Here is a 20,107-nt window from a genome sequence, read left to right on the forward strand (position 1 = left end):
CCCTGTGATTAACCACAAGACACTTCTACATTAAAACTTGTAGTTGTACTGAGCGCCAATAAGTACTGCATTACCTTCTGACTCAAACTCAAATCCATCTTCTTCAAAGTTCTGAGTTTTACCGCGAATAATACTTACACCTAAATCAACATTTGATTGCTGGTCAATTGCGTAGTTACCGCCAAATGAGAACCAAAAACGATCTGTATCTGGGATAGAGATCGATAGGCGATCTTGTGATACCGGAGACTGATCAAATGCAACACCAGCACGAAGGAGTATGTCTTCATTTAACTGGTAATCAGTACCTACTGAGTAGCGGAAAGAGTCAGAGAAGTCTTCTGTTTTTTCAAAACCTTGCTCTGGTGGTAAACCAACTTCAGCTTCTAATTTGTCAAAGCTACTCCATCCAGTCCATAGTACGCTGTAGTGTAAACCTAACTTTTCATCTAACTGATGTGAACCAGAAAATTCAGCGATAGCGGGTAGAGTAATATCAACAGAACCTGGGCGCTCAGCGATACCACGTGCAGCGCTTGAATAAGTTCCTTCAAATGTTATATCTGTTTCTGTACGATAATTAAAACCAAAACGGCTATTTTCATCAAGTTGATACATTAGGCCAACATTTAAAGCGTATCCAGTGTCATCACCTTCAAGATTTACAACTTCAGTTTGGGCCGGGTAAGGTAATGGAGTCTCACCTAAATGTCGAACAATCTCAGCCTCTGCATAAACCACATTCAAGCCAATACCATAGCTAAACTTTTCAGTAACTTTATAAGCAACGCTTGCATTTAAGTTAACGGTGAAGATTTCTGTTTTACCAGCAATCTGTCCTGCTGAGTAGTCATCGTCAAAGTCTGTTGATAAACCAAAGTTAGAAAATGCACCAAAACCAAGCGATACTTTATCGTTGTAAGGCATAGTAAAGTAAGCTGCTGGTACCACTGCACTTGGTGCAATGCTATCGTCATCTAATGAAGATTGATCAATACCAGTTGGCGCGCCTTCACCTTCTAAGCTTACATCTGGGATTACGCCAATAGCAGCAACACTTAGTTGCTTTTCTTTAAATAAAGTCATTAGTGCAGGGTTACGTGCAACTACAGACGCGTCGTCTGCGATAGAAGCTTCACCAGCGTATGCACGGCCTAAACCCGATGCATTTTGCTCTGATAATTGAAACGCAGCTGCAAAGCTATCAGCTGAAACAAATGCAAGCGAAGCTGCAATAAGGGTTTTAGAAAATTTCATTGTTGAGTCCTTAACCAAACTGACTGTCTGGGTACTATGTGTGTTGTTATTAGGATTTAAAACGTGATTACACTACCTTAATTTTTTGTAAAAAACTCTATGAATACGTCAAAAGACAGTAAAAAACATGTTTTTTAACGACATTTTAACAACTATTTAAAACTCATCGGATGAGAAGTGTGGTATTAGAGTAAACACTCTAAATGTAATTAGTTATCATTTAGATTGACTTGAAATTAGTAGCAACTTACACTCATTATAAAATCGCAATGGAAGTAAAACTGTGATCATTTTATTTATTATTACAGGGCTAATATTTTGTGGGGCGAGTGTGTTTTGCTTTTACAAAGCAAACTACTGTGCATGTACTCAAGCAGGACAATGCGATAACCCCGTAAACCATTATTGGCTAGGGGCAATGTTAAATGCGTTGATCTCTTTAGCGCTGTGTTGTTTTGCATTGCACGTAGAGCTAGGCACTTTGTTATGGTTAACACTGATGGGAAACTGCTTTTTGGGTGCGTTTATTTCTGCAAAACAAACTAAAAAAAGGCAATGCAGTAAAACTAGTTCAACAAATGCTCTTTTAGCAGGCGAGACAAATTAATCTGATAATCTAAGGGCTTAACACTTGATAGTATTTTAAGCTCTTGGGTGTGCTCACTTAAATCGATGTCTTTCGGTGTAACATGATGATTGTGCTTAGCATTATAAAATAGCTTAATTTTAGGTTTAATAGGATTTAATACGTTCCCTTCAAGCACTAAGGCTAAACGTTCATTCGTTAATTTTACAATAGTTCCTACCGGATGAACCCCTAAACACTTTATAAAACGCTGTACTAACTCACCATCAAACAATTGCTTATTGGCTAATAAGTACCGCAATGCGTTGATTGGTTCATCACCATCTTGATGCATTCTATCGGCAGTCATTGCATCGTACACATCTACAATTGCCATTATACGCGCTGGACGACTTAACTTCTCTGCCTGTAGGCCTCGCGGATAACCAGAGCCATCTAAGCGCTCATGATGATTCACTATCATATCAAGCATAAGGGGTGTTATACCCTTCTCGCCTTTAACTAAACCCAAACCTTGCGCTACATGCTTTTTAATCGCTAAGAGCTCATTATTAGTAACCTTAGTTGGCTTTGAAAATATACCCTGCGGTAATTTAGCTTGGCCTAAATCATGAAGTAACGCGCCCATGGCAAGCTCTTGCACAACAGCCATTTTGTACCCTAAGTATTTAGCAAATACAGCGGTAAAAATGGCGCAGTTGATCATATGCCGCCAGTTATAGCTGTGTTTATCTTTTATACGAGTAAGAATAGTCATGGCGTTGGCGTTACGAAAAACTGAGCTGACTATTTCGCTGGCTATTTCATCAAGCACTTTTATATTAACACTCAGGCCAGATGTTAAGTCACCGTATAACGACTGTAGCTTTCGGCCATGCTGATCGTAATTGACACTCGCTTTAGCAAATTCTTGTTCAATTGAGATTGCTATAGGTGTTTTTTCGGCTTTTTGCTGGCTATTAGATGTTTTAGGTTTGCTTTGAGGCTTATATTTGGCAGGAACTGGGGCATCACCTTTAGTAAAATCTATAAGCAGCTCAAGCACCCCTTCAGAGACTAAACGCTTAATAATAGATCTATCGCGTACTAAGCCACTGGTCTTAATTTTTATGCTATTAATCCCTTCATGTTGCTTAGTAACGCTATCAACATACATACCAGGAGTAAGCTCAGACACGGGCAAAGTAATTAGCATAAAGGCGGGATTTTTCTATTAAGGAATATGTACCTTAAATAGCATTAATTAAGCCTAAAAGTCTAGTTTTTGAGTTGTAAGTAGTTATATATAACTAAAACCATTATTTACAGCCCTATTAGAGCTGCACTGTAATTCTGATTATTTTACTTTTTAATAATTAAACGCTTTCATCTCAACTACACTAAATTGCTTATCACTAAAAAGCAGGTGATTTAGCTATAAAATTTATCTAATCATTATAAAAAAGCGAACTTTATTAACCTTTCTTGAACATAATATTGTTTTGCCTCGGTCTCAATATACACAGCACTTAATAACAACTGCTTTAAATTCTTAAGAGTACTAATATATGACAAAACTAAACCCCCCCGTATCAAACCTAAGTGTGGCTGCAATAAACACAGCCTCGCCTTTGGGTCATATATTAAAAGTAGCCGCTCCACTGCTCGATAGCTTATTAGGTATAAATAAACTGCGTGATATATACCTCTCTAATAATTTATCGGGTTTAGATAAGCAGGAGTTTAGTGAAAAGCTTTTAAATGTTTTGGGTATTAATGTACTTGGCGCACAAGGTGTTATTAACAAAATACCTAAACAAGGCCCTTGCATAGTAGTATGTAACCACCCTTATGGCATGATTGAGGGCGTAATAATTGCCAAGTTACTCACCCATTATCGTAGCGATACTAAAGTAATGGCTAACGTTGGTTTAAAAATATTTACAGAAATTAAAGACTATTTTATATTTGCCAATCCGCTAAAACCAAAAGCAGCTATTAATACCAGTGCAATTAAACAGTGTTTTAAACATGTAAATAACGATGGTTTACTTGTGGTTTTTCCTGCTGGCAGGGTTTCGTTTTTTCAATCAAAAAAACAACGTGTAACCGACGGTCAATGGAATCGCTTAGCGGCTCAACTAGCCTTAAAAACACAAGCCCCTTTATTACCTGTGTTTATTAGTGGTCAAAATAGCCCTATGTTTTACAATTTGGGACGTATTTACTACCGATTTAGATTATTAATGCTAATACGTGAATTACTTAAAATTCAAAAAAGGTCCATTAATTTAGGTGCTGGTAATTTACTTACACCCAAGTTATTAAATAAGTTTGAGAAAACTGACGACATTAACGATATTGCGCGCCTGCTTTGCTATTTAAACGATGAACGCTTTGTAACACCTTGGCAAGAAGATGCCCAGTCAATGCAACTAAAAGCGATTATGCAGGATGTTGATAAAACAAAAATGACGAGTGAACTTGCTAGCTTACCAAGCGAGCAGCACTTATTAGACTTTAAAAGTTACTCCGTTTATTACGGTTATCAAGATCAAATACCTAATTGTGTTGCTGAAATAACACGCCTTAGAGAAATAACCTTTCGTACATTAAACGAAGGAAGCGGCGAGCCATGTGATACCGATAAGTTTGACGCAAGCTACATGCATTTATTTATTTTTGATCATAAAAATGAAGAGATCATTGGAGCTTATCGAATTGGACAAACTGATTTATTACAAAAAAATAGCGACGTGAGCGCCCTTTATTTATCGCAAATGTTTAATTTTGAACCCTCTTTTATTAATCAACAACAGCCGTGCTTGGAAATGGGTCGCTCGTTTATAGTTCAAAAACATCAAGGCAGTTACCATGGCTTATTACTGCTATTTAAAGGGATCGGTGCGTTTATGGCGCAAAACCCACGTTATAGGACTTTATATGGCACGGTTTCATTAAGTAAGCTTTACGACCCTCGTTCTGTCGCAATTATTGACCATGCTATGGTTAATAATAAACAAGGTGTTAGCGCCAATACGCCTTTTAATAATAAAATTCATCCAGAGTTTGAAGACTTCATTAATGATCACACGTTAAACATAGATCATGTATCAACATTGGTTATGGGAATAGAAGAAGATAAAAAAGACATACCGATTTTATTAAAGCAATATCATAAGCTAGGCGCTCAATTTCATTGTATGGGAATTGACAGTAACTTTAATCACACCCCAGGATTACTTTTAAGTGTGCACCTACCAAGCGCGCCTGAAAAGCTACTTAAGCTCTATCTTGGCGATAAAAAAGATGGTTATATAAATCACTTATAATTTTTTATCGCTGTATTAATACAGCAGGTAAAATACAGTTAACAAAAAAGTCGATGTAATTAATGACATCGACTTTTTTGTTTTTAATTATGTAATAGTTATAGCTATAAAAATATTTAGTTAAGCTGCAGCCACTTTTAAACAACTAATGCTGCTAATGAGCTGAGACTGCTTATCAAAATAATTAAAGCGAATAGTATTGCCTACCTTAATATGGCTAATGCTGACCGTCATTGCATCTTCTCTTTGCATATTTACACCATATTGGCCTTGCTCTGCTTTGCTGTAATGAAATGCTAAAAACTGCTCACTTGCAGGATATCTTAAGTCAATAAATTGCTTAAATTGTTGTTTACGCTTTTGTGTCACCGTTTCAAGCTCAACACCAGACGACGTTGCAAGCGATTCAACTTGGCAATCGATTAATTTTTTTGTGTCCCACCGAACAAAAGCGATGTACCCATTATTTAGCGATAATTTATCCGGAAAAATACATAATTTAAAAGGCGCGTAACCCGATAAATCCATATTTTTTAATTGAGACAATGCAGGGGTATTATTGCTTAGTAAATGCGGGATTAAGAGGCCTCTGCTGTGCTTTACGGCAGTTATATCAAATGCACTTTGATAATCGTTTAATAAAGCTAATGTTTGCCCCCAATGCGATACACCAAGCCAAGTACCACCCCCTTGCGGATCGATAGGGTAAATTGCGTTATCTGTGTGCTTACTCGGGGCGATTGCCATTTCTCGCGTTTTTTGTTCATCACGATTAAAAAACAACTCGTAGCCATCATCAGTCAGGAAGTAACTTAAAGTACACATATTAACTTTGCAGTGATTTTAATTGGCTTTGTTGGCTTTTTTCTCTCAAAAAAGTGGCTGTACTTGGTGCTAACCCAAAGTTCTGGTCGAATGATGCTTTTTGTGCAAAGGTAATTTGTGAAATCATCGCATAGTGATGTACTGCATGGCTTCCTACAAATATAAGCTCTCGTGCTAAAGAGGTTGTTACAGTTTGTACATTTTTACTTTTAATTGATACTTCGCTTGAAAGTAACAGCGGTTTATTAAAATCATCTGTACTTAGCTGTTCAATCCACGATGCTATCTCGGCAATTTTTTTTATAGCTTCGCAGGGGTTACTTTCAATATTACTGCCGCGTAGGCGACTATCGTAATCAATATTATTTATACCAAAGCCCGTCATTAAAGATTGGTAATGATCGATAATGTGGCGCATATGTGACCCAGCTGAACTAATGAAATTAGGAGCAACGATTTGCGAATAATCCTCTTTAGTTACACTTTCAAGATAAGCATGTCCTTGAGCGAGTATTTCTAACTGACTATTTAACATTGAATCGGTTTTCCTCATTTATAATTTCGTCGTGTATGCATACATAACGTTAGATAACATTTTGAATAATGCAATTTTGCATTGTATAAATAACTAGAAAGCTGTTCTTACAATAAAATTTCAAAATTTATGCAGTAATACATTTTTAAATACAAAAAGTAATTAATGAAAAGCTAGATAATATAGAGGGGAATATTAGTAGATGTAAAAGCAAATGGCGCTCTCGGTAGGGATCGAACCTACAACTCAGCCTCCGGAGGGCCACGTGATATCCATTTCACCACGAGAGCACATTTGTTGCCGCCACACCAACTCGCGATATCAGTGCTTTAGCACCGGCAATGATAAAGATATATTTTAATAAATACCAGTAACATCAGCTTATATGCTTATTAATTAAGCTCTTTTAAATAAAACACTTCACAATGTCTTAAAAACACGCTATTTATTCTTATTGAATAAGAAACAGTAACGGTTTAGCAACATTGAAACTATGATTGTCGCTGTGAAAATGGATTTAATACGAGGAAATAATGATGAGTTTAATGTCTACTGAGCAAGTTGCTGAGTTTTTAGGTGTAAAAGTAGAGCGTGTAAAACGCCTAGCTAGAGAAAGTTTATTAATTGCTAAATCAGAAGATGAAAATGGTGAACCACAATTTGATACAGCCGAAGTAACAAAATACAAAGAGCTCGCCGAGCGCTTTGGTGGTCTTTAACATCTATAAAAAAGTATTATTAACGAGTTTAGTTAGCTGCGCGCGTAACATTACAGATTTACTAGTTATGCTGCGCTCTTCATACCAACCAATACATAACACTAAAAAAAACAGCTTATAGTAATTCAGCTTATCCATTGAAGGATTAAACGTTTTTGTTTTATCAACGCTATTTTTATAGCTATTTAATAACGCTGTTTCACTGCTCTTATTAAGATTAAAGCTCACTGCAAGGGCTGCCAAATCAAAATACACATCATTAGTTTGTGCATATTCAAAGTCAATTAAATACATGCCTGAAGCATTTACAATAATGTTATCTTTTACTAAGTCGTTATGACAAAAGCCTCCATTAAATGACATAGCTGCAACGGCTTTGAGTGCCTTCTCTATTTGAGGTTTATATTGCGTATAGACGTCGGTGCTTTGATAAAAATGAAGCTCTTTAGCTATATCCATTGGCGCGGTGGACACATTGTAATTATGCACTTGAGCAAGTTTATTAATAAAGCTGAGCGTTATATCCGATTGCGCGCTCTTGCCTTCAACATAATTAAATACCGCACGACCGTTTTCTTTATCAAGCCAAATAGGTGCAGGGCATATATTAAAGTCACTTAAAAAGCGCTGTGCTTCAAGGCCGGTATTTGGCCAATGGCTTTTATAACACTTTAATAAATAGGCATTATGTTGCGTGCGTATTAAAAAATTATCATTACTAAAGCCATTAAGTAATCGCTCGCTTGAAACAATGCTTGTAGGCTCTACAAACGCACTACACATTTTTACTAACTGGTTATGATCAATCATTAATTAAAGCTGGGCTAAAGGCTTAGCTTGGCTTTGTTCGTACTCTTCGTACCAGGTTTTAAAGCCCCACGCTGCCATAATCGTATAAAATATAAAGAGTGCTAGCGTTGGGTAATAGCCTTTTTCGTAGTATAGATACATAGAAGCGGCATCTATTACAATCCAGTACAGCCAATTTTCGAGAACTTTTTTAGCCACTAAGTAAGTAGTTACTACGGCAAAACACGTTGTAAAGCTATCAAGGTAAGCAAAATCGGCATGAGTATAATTTTTCATAACGTAACCAATCGCTATTGCAGCTACGGTTGTTAAACTAATTAAAACAGCATGACGGTTTATCGACCACGACGTAATATTTAAATTTGCAGCTTTGCCTTTACGCCATACCACCCACCCAAATACAGCCATATACATATAATAAAAGTTAAGTAACGACTCCATAAGTAATGCGCCATTCCAGTACATTATTGTATAAATGAGCGTGCTAAAAAATGCCGCTGGCCAACACCATAAGCTTTCTTTTATTGCTAATAATAAATAAGCCATCGACAACCCTACCGCAATATATTCCCAATGCGACATTGCTGTAAAACCACTTAAGGTTTGTGTTAAAAAGTCCATATTACGCAGTTACCGTTTAGTTGTGCCGATTGTTATACCAATCTGCTTATATACGGGGTCTATTTAACGTTAAGAAAATTACGCTAGAACTAGGCAAAAATTTTTGTATCTAGTTGTTCTAAATAGAAAATTTTTAACGACGTAATAGTGCAATTTAATTCGTTAAATTGATCAAAGATTTATGCAGGTTGGTATTATAGGTTATTCAGGCGATAAATCGCCAGAGAGAAACTTACATACAAAAATAGCTTTACCAAATTCTTCATATGAACGTTTAATTTCGGTATTTAACACCTGCATTACTAAATCGTAATCACCAAAAATTTGCGTTGATAACGTGTTAGTAATCACTTTTAAATCATCGTATTCGTTTAAGCGGTCAATAAAGCCCTGAATAAACGGGATATAATCTTGGTGAAGTGGATATTTACTGATCTCTACTGATAATTTCATTTTTGACTCTTTATTTTAATTACCGATTACAACAAGTCATTCAATGCTAGAGCCGTTATTAAATACAGTGTAAAATCACTGTAACACTCAATTGAAATGAGCTTAATATGGCACGTAGAATAACCTACAAATATAAAAACGAACCGCGCGAGATTAATTTCGCTAAAGATAAATACCACGACATGTATCAAGCAATTGCTGCCGCCGAAGGTATTGATCTGACTAATTACTTAAGCATGGTACAGCAAATAGAAATGACCTCAAAAGGGTCTGCTTCTGTTCGTAACTTTCGCGACCAAGAATTTGCCCGTATGGGCTTTAGCGACGTTTACTTTATAAAAGAGTAAATATCGCTTTATAACTGTATTAACGCTGATACTCATAACTTACGCGCGGTGTAATATTACATAATAGCTCGTAAGGGATAGTATCAGCGCATAATGCTATTTCTTCAACTGGTAGCTCAGGGCCCCACATAGTGACTCTGTCGCCCACTTTAATATTGTGCTCATTAGCGCCTATATCTACGCTAATCATATCCATAGCAACACTGCCGACAATACCATAACGCTGCTTGCCAATTATAACTGGCGTGCCCTCTTTGGCGTGCCGAGGATAGCCATCGCCATAACCCACAGCCACAACAGCTAACTTGGTTGGTTTATTACTTTTCCAACGTCCGCCATACCCTACCGCCTCATTGGCTGGTACATTACGCACTGCAATTACGCGCGTAGTTAAGCGCATAACAGGCTTTAATTTGTGTTGTTGGCCAATACTATTTACCATTGGCGATACGCCATAGAGCATAAGCCCAGGGCGTACCCAATCACCATGACCGCTTGGCCATGCAATAATACCGGCTGAATTTGATAAACAATGTGCCTGGTCAATGCCATTCACTAAATTATCAAATAACGTGATTTGTTGAACCGTTTTAGCATTATCAACATCATCAGCACACGAAAAGTGGGTCATTAAATTAACGGTATTTTTAGCGTTAGGTGTTTTTTGCAAACGGTTATAAAACTCTTCAAACTGCTCTGGCGCAATACCTAATCGATGCATACCTGTATTTACTTTTAACCAGCATGTTATTGGCGCATCGAGCTTTGCTTTTTCAAGCGCGGCTAATTGGTATTCGTCATGAATAATAGTTTGAAAGTTATTAGCAAGTAAAATAGGTAAGTCGGCTTTGTTAAAAAAGCCTTCTAGTAAAACTATCGGCTTTGTTAAGCCCCCAGCTCGAAGGGCAAGTCCTTCATCTATCCGCGCTACAGCAAATGCATCAGCATCATTTAAATGCTGCGCAATCGTTACTAAACCATGCCCGTAAGCATTTGCTTTTAGCACCGCCATTACTTTGCTGTTAGGTGCAAAGCACTTAACTTGCGCTATATTATGCGCAAGTGCAGCTAAATTAATTTCAGCAGTGGCTAAGCGCATTAGTAATCGTCATCTACCGCTGGTCCCGCGTAATTATCAAAGCGAGAAAATTGACCTTGGAATGTTAAACGCACTTTACCAATTGGGCCGTTACGTTGCTTACCTATGATAATTTCAGCAATACCTTTGTCGGTACTGTCCTCGTTATAAACTTCATCACGGTAAATAAACATGATTAAATCGGCATCCTGCTCTATCGACCCCGACTCACGTAAATCTGAGTTAATAGGGCGTTTATCGGCACGTTGCTCTAGCGTACGGTTAAGCTGTGAAAGCGCAACAACTGGACATTTTAGCTCTTTTGCTAGTGCTTTAAGTGAACGTGAAATTTCAGCAATTTCGAGCGTTCGGTTATCAGCAAGGCTTGGTACACGCATTAACTGTAAATAATCGACCATGATCATACTAATGCCGCCGTGGTCACGGGCAATACGCCTTGCACGAGAGCGTACATCGGTAGGTGTTAAGCCCGACGCATCATCAACGTACATTTTACCTTTTTCCATCAACAAGCCCATTGTTGATGAAAGTCGTGCCCAATCGTCATCATCTAGCTGGCCAGTACGTACCTTGGTTTGGTTAATACGACCAAGAGACGCTAACATCCTCATCATAATTTGTTCTGAAGGCATCTCTAGCGAGTAAATTAATACTGGTTTGTCTTGAGTCATTGCAGCATGTTCTGCAAGGTTCATCGCAAAAGTGGTTTTACCCATTGATGGACGCGCTGCAACAATAATTAAGTCAGATGGCTGTAAGCCCGTCGTCATTTTATCAAGATCGGCATAACCTGTACTCACACCCGTTACACCATCTTGTGGCGATTGATAAAGCTCTTCTATTTTATCAACGGTTTTTTCGAGGATGCTATGAATGCTTTGCGGGCCTTCATTATTTTTTGTTCGTTGCTCTGCTATTTTAAACACTTTGCTTTCGGCAAAATCGAGCAAGTCGTGACTGGTACGCCCTTCGGTGTTAAAACCTGCTTCTGCAATTTCGTTCGCTACGCCAATCATTTCACGTACAACAGCACGTTCGCGTACAATACTTGCGTAAGCGTCAATGTTAGCAGCACTTGGCGTGTTTTTGGCTATTTCTGCTAAATAAGCAAAGCCACCAATTCCTGCAAGTTTATTATTTTTTTCTAAACTTTCAGAAATCGTGATTAAATCTATCGGATCGCCAATCTCAGCAAGTGCCGTCATCGCTTCAAAAATTAACTTATGCGTGCGGGTATAAAAATCCTGTGATACAACAAGTTCAGCTACGCGGTCAAACGCTTGGTTATCAAGCATTAAGCCACCTAAAACAGATTGTTCAGCTTCTATTGAATGGGGAGGAACTTTAAGAGTGTCGACTTGCTTATCTGGTCTGGCCATAACTTCACAGTAGTAAAATTGAATGGCTCTATTCTATCGACTTGAAGGGGCTGTGCAAATAGAAAAGCAGGAAATCTTTTCCTGCTTTTTGTAATCGTGAAGGTGAATGAGCGTTATTTAATACGAAGCTCTATGCGCCCACTAATTGTATCCATTTCAACATTAGCATTACCGCCATTAATGTTAAATTCTAAATTACTGGCTGGGCCATATTTAGCTTTATTAACTTTATCGCTAGTAATTTTATTAATGATTTTGCCATTAGCGTGCGCTTTAATTTCAAAATTTGCAGATACGCTGTCAGGAAAGTAAAAATCACCATCGCCACTTACCGATTCAAAACGTACATCAGCGCCCTTTAAAAGCTCTTTAATATGCACTTCGGCTTCGCCATTCACCGTGTTAATACGTAGGCTTTTAATTGACGATAGCGTAAAGTCTATATCGCCATTTACATTTTCAAGGCGCACATCATTGGCGCTTGAGGTTGATTTAATATCGCCATTAACAGCGCTAAAACGTAGCTCACCACTTGATTCTCTATCGTTAATTTCGCCATTTACGGTTTCAAATTGAATATTACCACTTAGGTTTTCTGCATTTACATCACCATTTACGGTGGTGAGCTTAATGTTGCCAGTAATATCATCTACCGTAATTTCGCCATTAACCACGTCAACTTCAGCGCCATTTTTTAGCTCTTTCGCAGTCACCGATACATTAACTCCAGCAAACTCTAAACTACTGCTTTTAGGCATAAATATGGTTAGGCTTGAGCCATCGCCATTATTACTCCAATTTGATTTACGTGGCATTTTTACAATAAACTGAGTTTTATCGCCATTTGTTTTAAGCTCATAACCCTCGGCTTTGTCATCAAGCTCGCCAGATACTTTAAATTCGTTTTTATCCCAGCCTGTAATATGTATATCACCGCGTTGGTTTTCAATAAAAATAGTGCCGCCACTTGGTACGTCTATTTGCTTATCTATTTTTTCACCCGCTAATACCGCCAACGGAAATAAGCTCAGTCCTAATAAAATCGCTTTCATGTCGTACTCCTAAATGTGCTGCCAACGTGGCGCGTGCACCTTGTTAATTAAATCAAGTTGTTGTTGATATACTTGCGCTAACATTGTTAGTAGCGCTTGGTTTTGTGGCTCATTTTCAAGAACTTGCTTTATTGCTTTCTCTGCGTTTTCAAGCTCTTGTAGCTGCGTTTGCCAGTTAGTGGTCAATGCTTCTTTATTTTCATATTCAACCAACAAACTGTTTTTTTGCGCCGAAAAGTAATCACTTATAGCCACTACGGGTTGTGGCTCGGGCGCTATAACAAATAGATTTACAGCAATTAAAGCAGCTAATGTGCAGGCAGCTATTGCTGTTAGTTTTGGCCAAATAGCAGAGCCTTTTAGGTCCTGCTTATTACTAACCATTGCTCGCTCAATTCCCGCCCACAGGTCTTTTTGTGGCGTAATGTCTTTATCAAGCGTGTTTAATGACTCATTTAAATAGTCGTCAAAATTTGGTTTATTCATTTTCATACCACTCTTGTAGTAGCTGCCTAGCACGATGATATTGCGATTTACTTGAACCAACAGCCATACCTAACTGCTCGGCTATTTCCTCGTGCCTGTAACCTTCGATTGCAAACAACACAAATACCATACGTGCACGCTCAGGGAGCCTTACTATTAATTTATCGAGACCATTTAAGCCTTTGCAGTCATTAGCTGATTGCTCATCCATACCGCAGTGTTCAATGCTAACTACTTTTTGCAGCCAATTTTTTTGCTTGCGTAAGTAACTAATCGCTACATTACTGGCAACGCTGTAAAGCCAAGTAGAAAACTGCGAGCGACCGTCAAATTGCGCTATTTTACGCCATACCTGTACAAACACTTCTTGGGCTGCATCTTCAGCATGCGCTTGGTCCGCTAATAAGCGTAAACATAAACCGTAGACTCGTTTTATATGTAACTCATAAAGCGCTGTGTATGCGCCTTGATCACCTGATTTAACACGCTCAATGAGTGTAGCTTCGCATAAAGGCGTTTGTTCGGGTTTAACGTGTAACATCCGTGATGTCGCCTTTTAATTATTATTATTGAGTTAGTGTATTGATAAGTTAGACGTAATAACAGTTCGAAAAGGTTTAAAGGGAATGAAAAAATAATTGAATAAAAAAGGGGCTTATACGAGGCTTTATACCAATTCGCTTAATTAAGTGATCTATTTTGAGGATGGAAAAACGTGTTGATAGCTAGACAAAAAATTCGCTATTTAGTTGTTCTCGGCAATTGCTCCTGCATTGCTCTACCTTCTGCATCCATGCAGTCGTAAATGAGAATTTTTTAACACAGGTAGCGACACGTTTAGCCCCGCAAAATGATTAAGTATTATTGCGGATTGGTATTATTTAACTGTGCCCTTAACTAATTAAAGTTAGCCAAATTACAGACACAAAAAAGCCGTGCTAATAGCACGGCTTTTGTCGCTTAATTAAAAATTAAGCTTCAGCGATTACGATTACTTTAATAGTAGCCGTTACGTCTGAGTGAACTGAAATTGATACGTCAAATTCACCTGTCTCACGGATAGTACCTAGAGGCAAACGAACTTCTGACTTAGCAACTTCAACACCAACAGCTGAGATAGCGTCAGCGATGTCACGAGTACCGATTGAACCGAATAACTTACCTTCGTCACCAGCTTTAGATACTAATGTAACTTCTGCTAATGCTTCTAGTTTTTCAGCGCGTGCTTGTGCAGCAACTAACTGTTCAGCGATTTTCGCTTCAAGTTCTGCACGACGAGCGTCAAACGTTTCAATGTTAGCTTTAGTCGCAGGAACTGCCTTACCTTGAGGGAAAAGGAAGTTACGTGCGAAACCAGATTTAACTACAACCTGTTCACCTAGGCTACCTAGGTTAGCGATCTTATCTAGTAGAATAACTTGCATGTTTCTACACCTTTTAAAAACTGTTAATCCGCTGCTTACTTATGTAAGTCAGTGTATGGAAGAAGGGCTAAGTAGCGAGCACGCTTAATAGCAGTTGCTAGCTGGCGCTGAAATTTAGCGCTAGTACCTGTGATACGGCTAGGTACGATTTTGCCACTTTCTGTAACATAGTTTCTAAGAGTAGCTAGATCTTTGTAATCGATTTGTTTTACGCCTTCCGCTTTAAAGCGGCAGAACTTACGACGTCTGAAATAACGTGCCATGAGATTAATTCCTCAAATAATTCTTTCTATATGCTGAGCATGCAAAACCAATTGGCTAAGGCCGTTACGACCTTCGTGGCGATTTAAAAAACCACTCACTTGCAATGCCTGCCCAACGTGCAAATGTTGAGTCTGTTGTTGCATTTGCTTTCCACTGGCAACTACCTGAAGCCTCACGTAACTATTACGGTTAAGGTCTGCTTCGGTTTGCATCGATTTATGTTCTACAACAAAAATACAATGCGGGATGCCAGCAGGGCTTTGGCTAAACTTGGGAGTTTTACAAACTACCCCAGATATAACCAGCTGATTCATATATGGGCTAACCATTATAGTAACTGCTGATTACATGCCATGCTAGGACTCAAAACAATTAAGCAGCTGGTGCTTCTTTCTTCTCTTCTCTTGCAAGAGGAGACGCTTCAGTTTCAGCAGTTTTAGTGCGGATAACTAAGTTACGAAGCACTGCATCGTTGTAGCGGAAAGTAGTTTCTAGCTCGCTGATTACTTCAGTTGGTGCTTCAACGTTCATAAGAACATAGTGAGCTTTATGAAGCTTGTTAATTGGGTAAGCCAATTGACGACGGCCCCAATCTTCAAGACGGTGGATAACACCACCAGCTTCAGTGATAGAACCAGTATAACGTTCGATCATACCAGCAACTTGCTCACTCTGATCTGGGTGAACCATGAATACGATTTCGTAATGACGCATGGATATTCCTTACGGTTAATAGAGCCTTCTACCGTTTCGGCCGGTCGGTTTAAGGCAAGGAATTAATAGTTTAAAAGCCGAAATGAGCGCGCATTTTACGCTTAGACGGATAATTAAGCAAGCAGGTTTTTTTAAGCTTTTATAGATAAGAGTTAAAAGGTAATTATTACGAGCTTCGCTCGTCGCGTCAGCAAGCTGCTCGCCTACCGAAAAAGTTAAGCACAGAGTGCAATGTCTCTTGTAGAAGCCGAGCTTACTCGCGTGAAAAGCGATAGCTTTTAATTGCTTAAGCTTTATGTTTACCCCGAAAATATAAACATTTACTCAAGCTTAAAGCCGTGCAATTATTAAGCAATACATTATTAAATAAGGATATTTATGAAGCTCTTACTATCGCTTGTATTAATACTTACTTTTAGTACACCATTTTTAAGCCACGCAAAAACCAATACAACTGACATAACCGTTGGTAAAAAAGTCATTCTGCAGTCAAAAATACTTAACGAAGACAGACCCATTAAAATTTTCATACCTGACACTGTAAAAGACGATCAGCCGCTTTATGTTATTTATTTACTTGATGGTGTTGAGCACTTTCATACGGCGTCTGGTGTTATTAAATCCCTTGTTGATTACGAGCAGATACCTAACGCAATGCTCGTTGGTATTGATACAACTAACCGTGTTCGCGATTATTTACCCAAAGTAGAAGGCGAGCCTAAAACAGAGTTTCAAACTTTTGTTAAAAACAAATGGCCTGACGCAGGGCAAACCGACAAGTTTTTAAAGTTTGTGTCTGATGAACTCATGCCTTATATAAACAGTAATTACTCAACTAACGGCTACAACACCTTAATTGGCCACTCTAATGCAGGTACTTTGGCGCTTTATACTTTAGTTAATCAGCCTGAGTTATTTAATAACTATATAGCTATAAGCCCAAATAGTTGGTGGAGTGATGAGGAATTAAAAAATAATATTATAAAATACACTAAAAACCCTAAAGGTGATCAGTCGTTATTTATTAGTGTAGCAAGCGAAGGAGCACGCTTTTATACAGGCGTATTAAATACTTTGGTAAATTTAGAACAACAAACGCCCTCGCAGCTTAAATGGGAATATAAGCATTACACCGCTTTTACTCATATGGGCACTATACTACCAGCGCTTAGCGATAGCCTAATTCACTTATTTAACGACCTAATATTTAAGGTTACTGACGAGCACGGAAAGTTTGCTGATGTATCGCTCATTACAGGTTATTACCAAGCACTTAGTGATAAGTACGGGTTTGAGCTTAAAATTCCACAAGATGTATACGTAGAGTTTGCTCATAGCCAGCAAAAGTTTGGTAATACAGCTAAAGCTATTACCACGCTTAAACACTTTACTACCCATTACCCAAATGCAACTTATTCTCACATGCGTTTATCGCAAGGGTACACTGCAGACAAACAGTTTAAAGAAGCCGTTACCAGCATGAAACACGCACTCGAGATTGCAAAAGAAAACAAAAAAGACCCGCTGTTAATTGATGCGCTCAAAGATATGGTGAATGAAGCACAAAAGAATTTGTAACTGATTTAACGCAAAGCGCTTTTTAACTAACGATAGTAATTACGAGCTACGCTCGTCGCGTCAGCAAGCTAAACGCCTACAGGTAAAATTAAGCTCAGTGTGAAACTTTGCATGTAGACGCCGAGCTTGCTCGCGTGAAAAGCGAAGCTTTTAATATGTTCAAAACTATTTTAAAACAAAAAACCGATGTTTAAACTAAACATCGGTTTTTCTTTGACTGAAAGCTGGCAGCTAAAACTACTATTTTTCTCGTTGGGTTTCGTTCCACTCTTCCCAACCTACGTTACTTTCCTATCGCTTCTTTGGCGAACAGGTGCTTGATTGGCCCAAGATTATCAACTAATGATAGCCCTACTCCACGAATAAGTTTTTTAACTGGGTTTGCACCTTCAAATAACTCTTTTAGCCCTTGCATCATAGCTATGTGCTTTTGTGCATCGAGCTTACGGGTGCGCTCGTAATCGCGCAGTGTACGAGTGCTTGCAAACTCCTTGCTATCGCTTGTTAAAAGCTCAATTAAATAAGCCGCATCTTTTAGACCTAAGTTCATACCAAGCCCTGCAAGTGGATGGATTGTATGTGCAGCATCGCCAATGAGTACCACTTTGCCTGAAACCCATTGCTGGGCGTAGCGCATTTTAAGTGGGAAAGCAGTGCGCTTACTTTGCACTTCACACAGGCCACATTGACCATCTATTGCAGCCATTACGGCTTTATTAAAGGCGGTATCGTCCATTGCTAATAATTCATCACAATGATTGGGACTGGTAGACCACACAATTGAATGAGTATGCTCATCGCTCAATGGTAAAAACGCGAGTGGCCCTGTTGGTAAAAAGACTTGGCGTGCGGTGTTTGCATGTTGCTCTTTAGTTTTAACTGTCGCGACTAGCGCATGGTGATCGTAATCTTTAAAGCTAAGCGCCATATTAAATTGTTTACGTATAGCTGAATTTGCACCATCAGCCGCCACCAGCAGTTTTGCAATAATTGGCTCGCCGCTTTTAAGTGTTATAAATACATCAGATTCGCTTTGATGTATTTGCTGATACTGCGTATCAAACATTAGCGTGGCACTGCTTTGTTGCTCTAGCTCTTTTATAAGGGCGTAGCGGATAATGTCGTTTTCAACAATATGGCCTAAATGTTCAAGCTCAAGTTGCTCGTTATTAAACGCTATTTTGCCAAAGCTGTCGGCATCACGTACGTCCATATGTGTATAAGCGCACGCTCGCTGTGCGATAATTTCGGGCCATACGTTTAATTGTTCAAGCAAGGTTTGACTTGCAATGCTTAACGCACTTACACGCAAACCATATTCGTCAGTTGGTAATGCTTGTGTTGGTGCGTCGTCGAGTACAACGACGCTTATATCGGCTTTTGCCAATCCAAGTGCTAGTGTTAGCCCTACACAGCCGCCACCTACAATACAAACCTGTGCTTGCTTCATAAACGCCTACCTTGTTTAACTTGCCCCATTAACTGTTTAGCTAATGGGGCTTTTAATGCGGGAAATAAATCCATCGAAAACAACCCAATACTGCGCCCCAATGCGAGCACTCGCGATGAGTTCGAAAAAAGTCTAACAAGTGCGTCGGTTAAACTCATTACGGTTTTTATATCATCACTGCGCTTTTTTGAATATTCACGTGTAAACGCATAGCTGCCTAAATCGTGTTGGCTATTTGCTATTAAATTACTAAGTACTTGTACGTCGCGAAGGCCTAAATTAAAACCTTGCCCTGCAATAGGATGAATAGCATGTGCGGCATTACCAATAACCACTGTACGGTGCGCAGTCAAAGACTCGACTTGCCCGTAAACGAGCGGGTAACTCGTGCGCATGCCCACTTTAGTAAATTGCCCACCGCGATAACCAAACGCGCTTTGTAGGGCACTTAAAAAACCTTGTTCATTAAGTGCCATGTGCTGTTCAACCTGATCTTGGTTCATACACCACACTAACGAATAACGGTTATTGCTCATGGGTAATAATGCCATAGGCCCATTTTGTGTAAAGCGCTCAAAGGCATGATTATTATGCCCACCAGCCACTTCTACATTAGCAATAATTGCGCCTTGTTCATAAGGCTGGGTATTAAAACCAAGCCCAAGTAGATTGCGTGTTGGTGATTGCGCGCCATCAGCAATAACTAATAGCTTTGCATTTAATTGCTCGCCACTTTGGAGGGTAAGTATATTGCTATGCAGTGTTTGCTCAATTGCGGTTACACTATCGGGGCAATATAAACTAATATTTGACTGCGTTAAACGCAGGTGTAGCGCACGACCAAACGGATTAACCTGAACCACATAACCTAACGAAGGTTTAGCAAACTCATTGCAATTAATGTGCGCTTTGCCAAAGTGGCCTCTATCAGACACGCTCACTTTTTTGATTGCTGCGGTGTAAGGGGCATTTTGCTCAAATAAATTGAGGCTTTGTAAATACTCTACCGATTGCTGAGCAAGTGCAATGCTTCTGTCGTCAAAGCTTGGGTGGTAGTCGCCGGTTACTTGATTCGCTTCTACAACGGCAATATTTAACGCGGGATTAGTTTTAGCCACACTTAATGCGCAGCTTGCTCCCGCTAAACCACCGCCAATAATAACTACATCAAACTGCTTAGCCACTATACTCTCCGAG

23 protein-coding genes and 1 tRNA gene are annotated in these 20,107 nt (G+C 39.0%); 5 read left to right on the forward strand and 19 right to left on the reverse strand.

The window, feature by feature from the left end:
* Window positions 1–30: 30 nt before the first annotated feature.
* The gene (locus I6F42_RS14485; RefSeq protein ID WP_197152604.1) at window positions 31–1,257 is read right to left on the reverse strand and encodes an outer membrane protein transport protein; all 1,227 of its coding nucleotides are present in this window, start codon (window positions 1,255–1,257) and stop codon (window positions 31–33) included.
* Between the two features lie 283 nt (window positions 1,258–1,540).
* On the opposite strand from I6F42_RS14485, the gene I6F42_RS20230 reads away from it, so the two are divergent.
* On the forward strand, window positions 1,541–1,864 hold the full coding sequence (locus I6F42_RS20230; protein ID WP_024592106.1) for a hypothetical protein: 324 nt from the start codon (window positions 1,541–1,543) through the stop codon (window positions 1,862–1,864).
* Here I6F42_RS20230 and I6F42_RS14490 read toward each other — a convergent pair.
* The gene (locus I6F42_RS14490; protein ID WP_197152605.1) at window positions 1,824–3,038 is read right to left on the reverse strand and encodes an HD domain-containing phosphohydrolase; all 1,215 of its coding nucleotides are present in this window, start codon (window positions 3,036–3,038) and stop codon (window positions 1,824–1,826) included. The genes I6F42_RS20230 and I6F42_RS14490 overlap by 41 nt on opposite strands.
* Before the next feature lie 352 nt (window positions 3,039–3,390).
* Between I6F42_RS14490 and I6F42_RS14495 the strand changes: the two genes are divergently transcribed.
* Window positions 3,391–5,154, forward strand: a complete 1,764-nt coding sequence (locus tag I6F42_RS14495) for a lysophospholipid acyltransferase family protein (protein ID WP_197152606.1) — start codon at window positions 3,391–3,393, stop codon at window positions 5,152–5,154.
* A gap of 120 nt (window positions 5,155–5,274) precedes the next feature.
* On the opposite strand, the gene I6F42_RS14500 is transcribed toward I6F42_RS14495, so the two are convergent.
* The 3 genes from I6F42_RS14500 to I6F42_RS14510 all read right to left on the reverse strand — a co-directional run bounded on the left by I6F42_RS14500 (window position 5,275) and on the right by I6F42_RS14510 (window position 6,804).
* Window positions 5,275–5,979 carry an NRDE family protein gene (locus I6F42_RS14500; protein ID WP_197152607.1) on the reverse strand — a complete coding sequence of 235 codons (705 nt, stop codon included), beginning with the start codon at window positions 5,977–5,979 and terminating at the stop codon, window positions 5,275–5,277.
* 1 nt (window position 5,980) lies between these two features.
* Window positions 5,981–6,514 carry a hypothetical protein gene (locus I6F42_RS14505; RefSeq protein ID WP_024589710.1) on the reverse strand — a complete coding sequence of 178 codons (534 nt, stop codon included), beginning with the start codon at window positions 6,512–6,514 and terminating at the stop codon, window positions 5,981–5,983.
* 215 nt (window positions 6,515–6,729) lie between these two features.
* Window positions 6,730–6,804 (reverse strand) — tRNA-Arg (locus I6F42_RS14510).
* A gap of 246 nt (window positions 6,805–7,050) precedes the next feature.
* On the opposite strand from I6F42_RS14510, the gene I6F42_RS14515 reads away from it, so the two are divergent.
* Window positions 7,051–7,233, forward strand: a complete 183-nt coding sequence (locus I6F42_RS14515; protein ID WP_010554887.1) for a hypothetical protein — start codon at window positions 7,051–7,053, stop codon at window positions 7,231–7,233.
* A gap of 3 nt (window positions 7,234–7,236) precedes the next feature.
* On the opposite strand, the gene I6F42_RS14520 is transcribed toward I6F42_RS14515, so the two are convergent.
* From I6F42_RS14520 to I6F42_RS14530, 3 genes are all read right to left on the reverse strand, one after another.
* Window positions 7,237–8,043 carry a phosphotransferase gene (locus I6F42_RS14520; RefSeq protein ID WP_197152608.1) on the reverse strand — a complete coding sequence of 269 codons (807 nt, stop codon included), beginning with the start codon at window positions 8,041–8,043 and terminating at the stop codon, window positions 7,237–7,239.
* A gap of 3 nt (window positions 8,044–8,046) precedes the next feature.
* Entirely contained in the window at window positions 8,047–8,664 is a 618-nt protein-coding gene (pnuC, locus tag I6F42_RS14525; protein ID WP_197152609.1) for a nicotinamide riboside transporter PnuC, read from the reverse strand.
* A 201-nt stretch (window positions 8,665–8,865) separates the two neighbouring features.
* A complete protein-coding gene (locus I6F42_RS14530; RefSeq protein WP_007587304.1) occupies window positions 8,866–9,117 on the reverse strand; it encodes a hypothetical protein in 252 nt (83 codons plus the stop codon).
* Window positions 9,118–9,224: 107 nt separating this feature from the next.
* On the opposite strand from I6F42_RS14530, the gene I6F42_RS14535 reads away from it, so the two are divergent.
* Window positions 9,225–9,464, forward strand: coding sequence for a DUF2960 domain-containing protein (locus I6F42_RS14535; RefSeq protein ID WP_007587305.1), 240 nt, complete (start codon window positions 9,225–9,227; stop codon window positions 9,462–9,464).
* Between the two features lie 19 nt (window positions 9,465–9,483).
* On the opposite strand, the gene alr is transcribed toward I6F42_RS14535, so the two are convergent.
* The 9 genes from alr to rpsF form a co-directional block, all read right to left on the reverse strand.
* Window positions 9,484–10,563: an alanine racemase gene (gene alr, locus I6F42_RS14540; RefSeq protein WP_197152610.1), complete on the reverse strand. Its 1,080-nt coding sequence runs from the start codon at window positions 10,561–10,563 to the stop codon at window positions 9,484–9,486.
* A complete protein-coding gene (gene dnaB / locus I6F42_RS14545; protein ID WP_010554891.1) occupies window positions 10,563–11,942 on the reverse strand; it encodes a replicative DNA helicase in 1,380 nt (459 codons plus the stop codon). Before dnaB ends, alr begins: the two co-directional genes overlap by 1 nt.
* A gap of 113 nt (window positions 11,943–12,055) precedes the next feature.
* Window positions 12,056–12,994 carry a DUF4097 family beta strand repeat-containing protein gene (locus tag I6F42_RS14550; RefSeq protein WP_010554892.1) on the reverse strand — a complete coding sequence of 313 codons (939 nt, stop codon included), beginning with the start codon at window positions 12,992–12,994 and terminating at the stop codon, window positions 12,056–12,058.
* Window positions 12,995–13,003: 9 nt separating this feature from the next.
* On the reverse strand, window positions 13,004–13,486 hold the full coding sequence (locus I6F42_RS14555; protein ID WP_197152612.1) for a hypothetical protein: 483 nt from the start codon (window positions 13,484–13,486) through the stop codon (window positions 13,004–13,006).
* The gene (locus I6F42_RS14560; RefSeq protein ID WP_197152613.1) at window positions 13,473–14,021 is read right to left on the reverse strand and encodes an RNA polymerase sigma factor; all 549 of its coding nucleotides are present in this window, start codon (window positions 14,019–14,021) and stop codon (window positions 13,473–13,475) included. Before I6F42_RS14560 ends, I6F42_RS14555 begins: the two co-directional genes overlap by 14 nt.
* Before the next feature lie 430 nt (window positions 14,022–14,451).
* Window positions 14,452–14,904 carry a 50S ribosomal protein L9 gene (rplI, locus tag I6F42_RS14565; protein WP_002962755.1) on the reverse strand — a complete coding sequence of 151 codons (453 nt, stop codon included), beginning with the start codon at window positions 14,902–14,904 and terminating at the stop codon, window positions 14,452–14,454.
* A gap of 35 nt (window positions 14,905–14,939) precedes the next feature.
* The gene (rpsR, locus tag I6F42_RS14570) at window positions 14,940–15,167 is read right to left on the reverse strand and encodes a 30S ribosomal protein S18 (protein WP_007378475.1); all 228 of its coding nucleotides are present in this window, start codon (window positions 15,165–15,167) and stop codon (window positions 14,940–14,942) included.
* A gap of 12 nt (window positions 15,168–15,179) precedes the next feature.
* Window positions 15,180–15,497, reverse strand: a complete 318-nt coding sequence (gene priB / locus I6F42_RS14575; RefSeq protein ID WP_004588456.1) for a primosomal replication protein N — start codon at window positions 15,495–15,497, stop codon at window positions 15,180–15,182.
* A gap of 43 nt (window positions 15,498–15,540) precedes the next feature.
* Window positions 15,541–15,882 carry a 30S ribosomal protein S6 gene (gene rpsF / locus I6F42_RS14580; RefSeq protein WP_007378473.1) on the reverse strand — a complete coding sequence of 114 codons (342 nt, stop codon included), beginning with the start codon at window positions 15,880–15,882 and terminating at the stop codon, window positions 15,541–15,543.
* Window positions 15,883–16,260: 378 nt separating this feature from the next.
* Between rpsF and I6F42_RS14585 the strand changes: the two genes are divergently transcribed.
* Window positions 16,261–17,460 carry an alpha/beta hydrolase-fold protein gene (locus I6F42_RS14585; RefSeq protein ID WP_197152614.1) on the forward strand — a complete coding sequence of 400 codons (1,200 nt, stop codon included), beginning with the start codon at window positions 16,261–16,263 and terminating at the stop codon, window positions 17,458–17,460.
* Window positions 17,461–17,743: 283 nt separating this feature from the next.
* On the opposite strand, the gene I6F42_RS14590 is transcribed toward I6F42_RS14585, so the two are convergent.
* Both I6F42_RS14590 and ubiH read right to left on the reverse strand, forming a co-directional pair.
* The gene (locus I6F42_RS14590) at window positions 17,744–18,910 is read right to left on the reverse strand and encodes an FAD-dependent monooxygenase (RefSeq protein WP_197152615.1); all 1,167 of its coding nucleotides are present in this window, start codon (window positions 18,908–18,910) and stop codon (window positions 17,744–17,746) included.
* Entirely contained in the window at window positions 18,907–20,094 is a 1,188-nt protein-coding gene (gene ubiH / locus I6F42_RS14595) for a 2-octaprenyl-6-methoxyphenyl hydroxylase (protein WP_197152616.1), read from the reverse strand. Before ubiH ends, I6F42_RS14590 begins: the two co-directional genes overlap by 4 nt.
* Window positions 20,095–20,107: the final 13 nt, after the last annotated feature.

Origin of the sequence: Pseudoalteromonas sp. SWYJZ12, from assembly GCF_015864395.1 — a bacterium.
In the GTDB taxonomy this organism is placed as follows: Bacteria; Pseudomonadota; Gammaproteobacteria; order Enterobacterales; family Alteromonadaceae; genus Pseudoalteromonas; species Pseudoalteromonas arctica.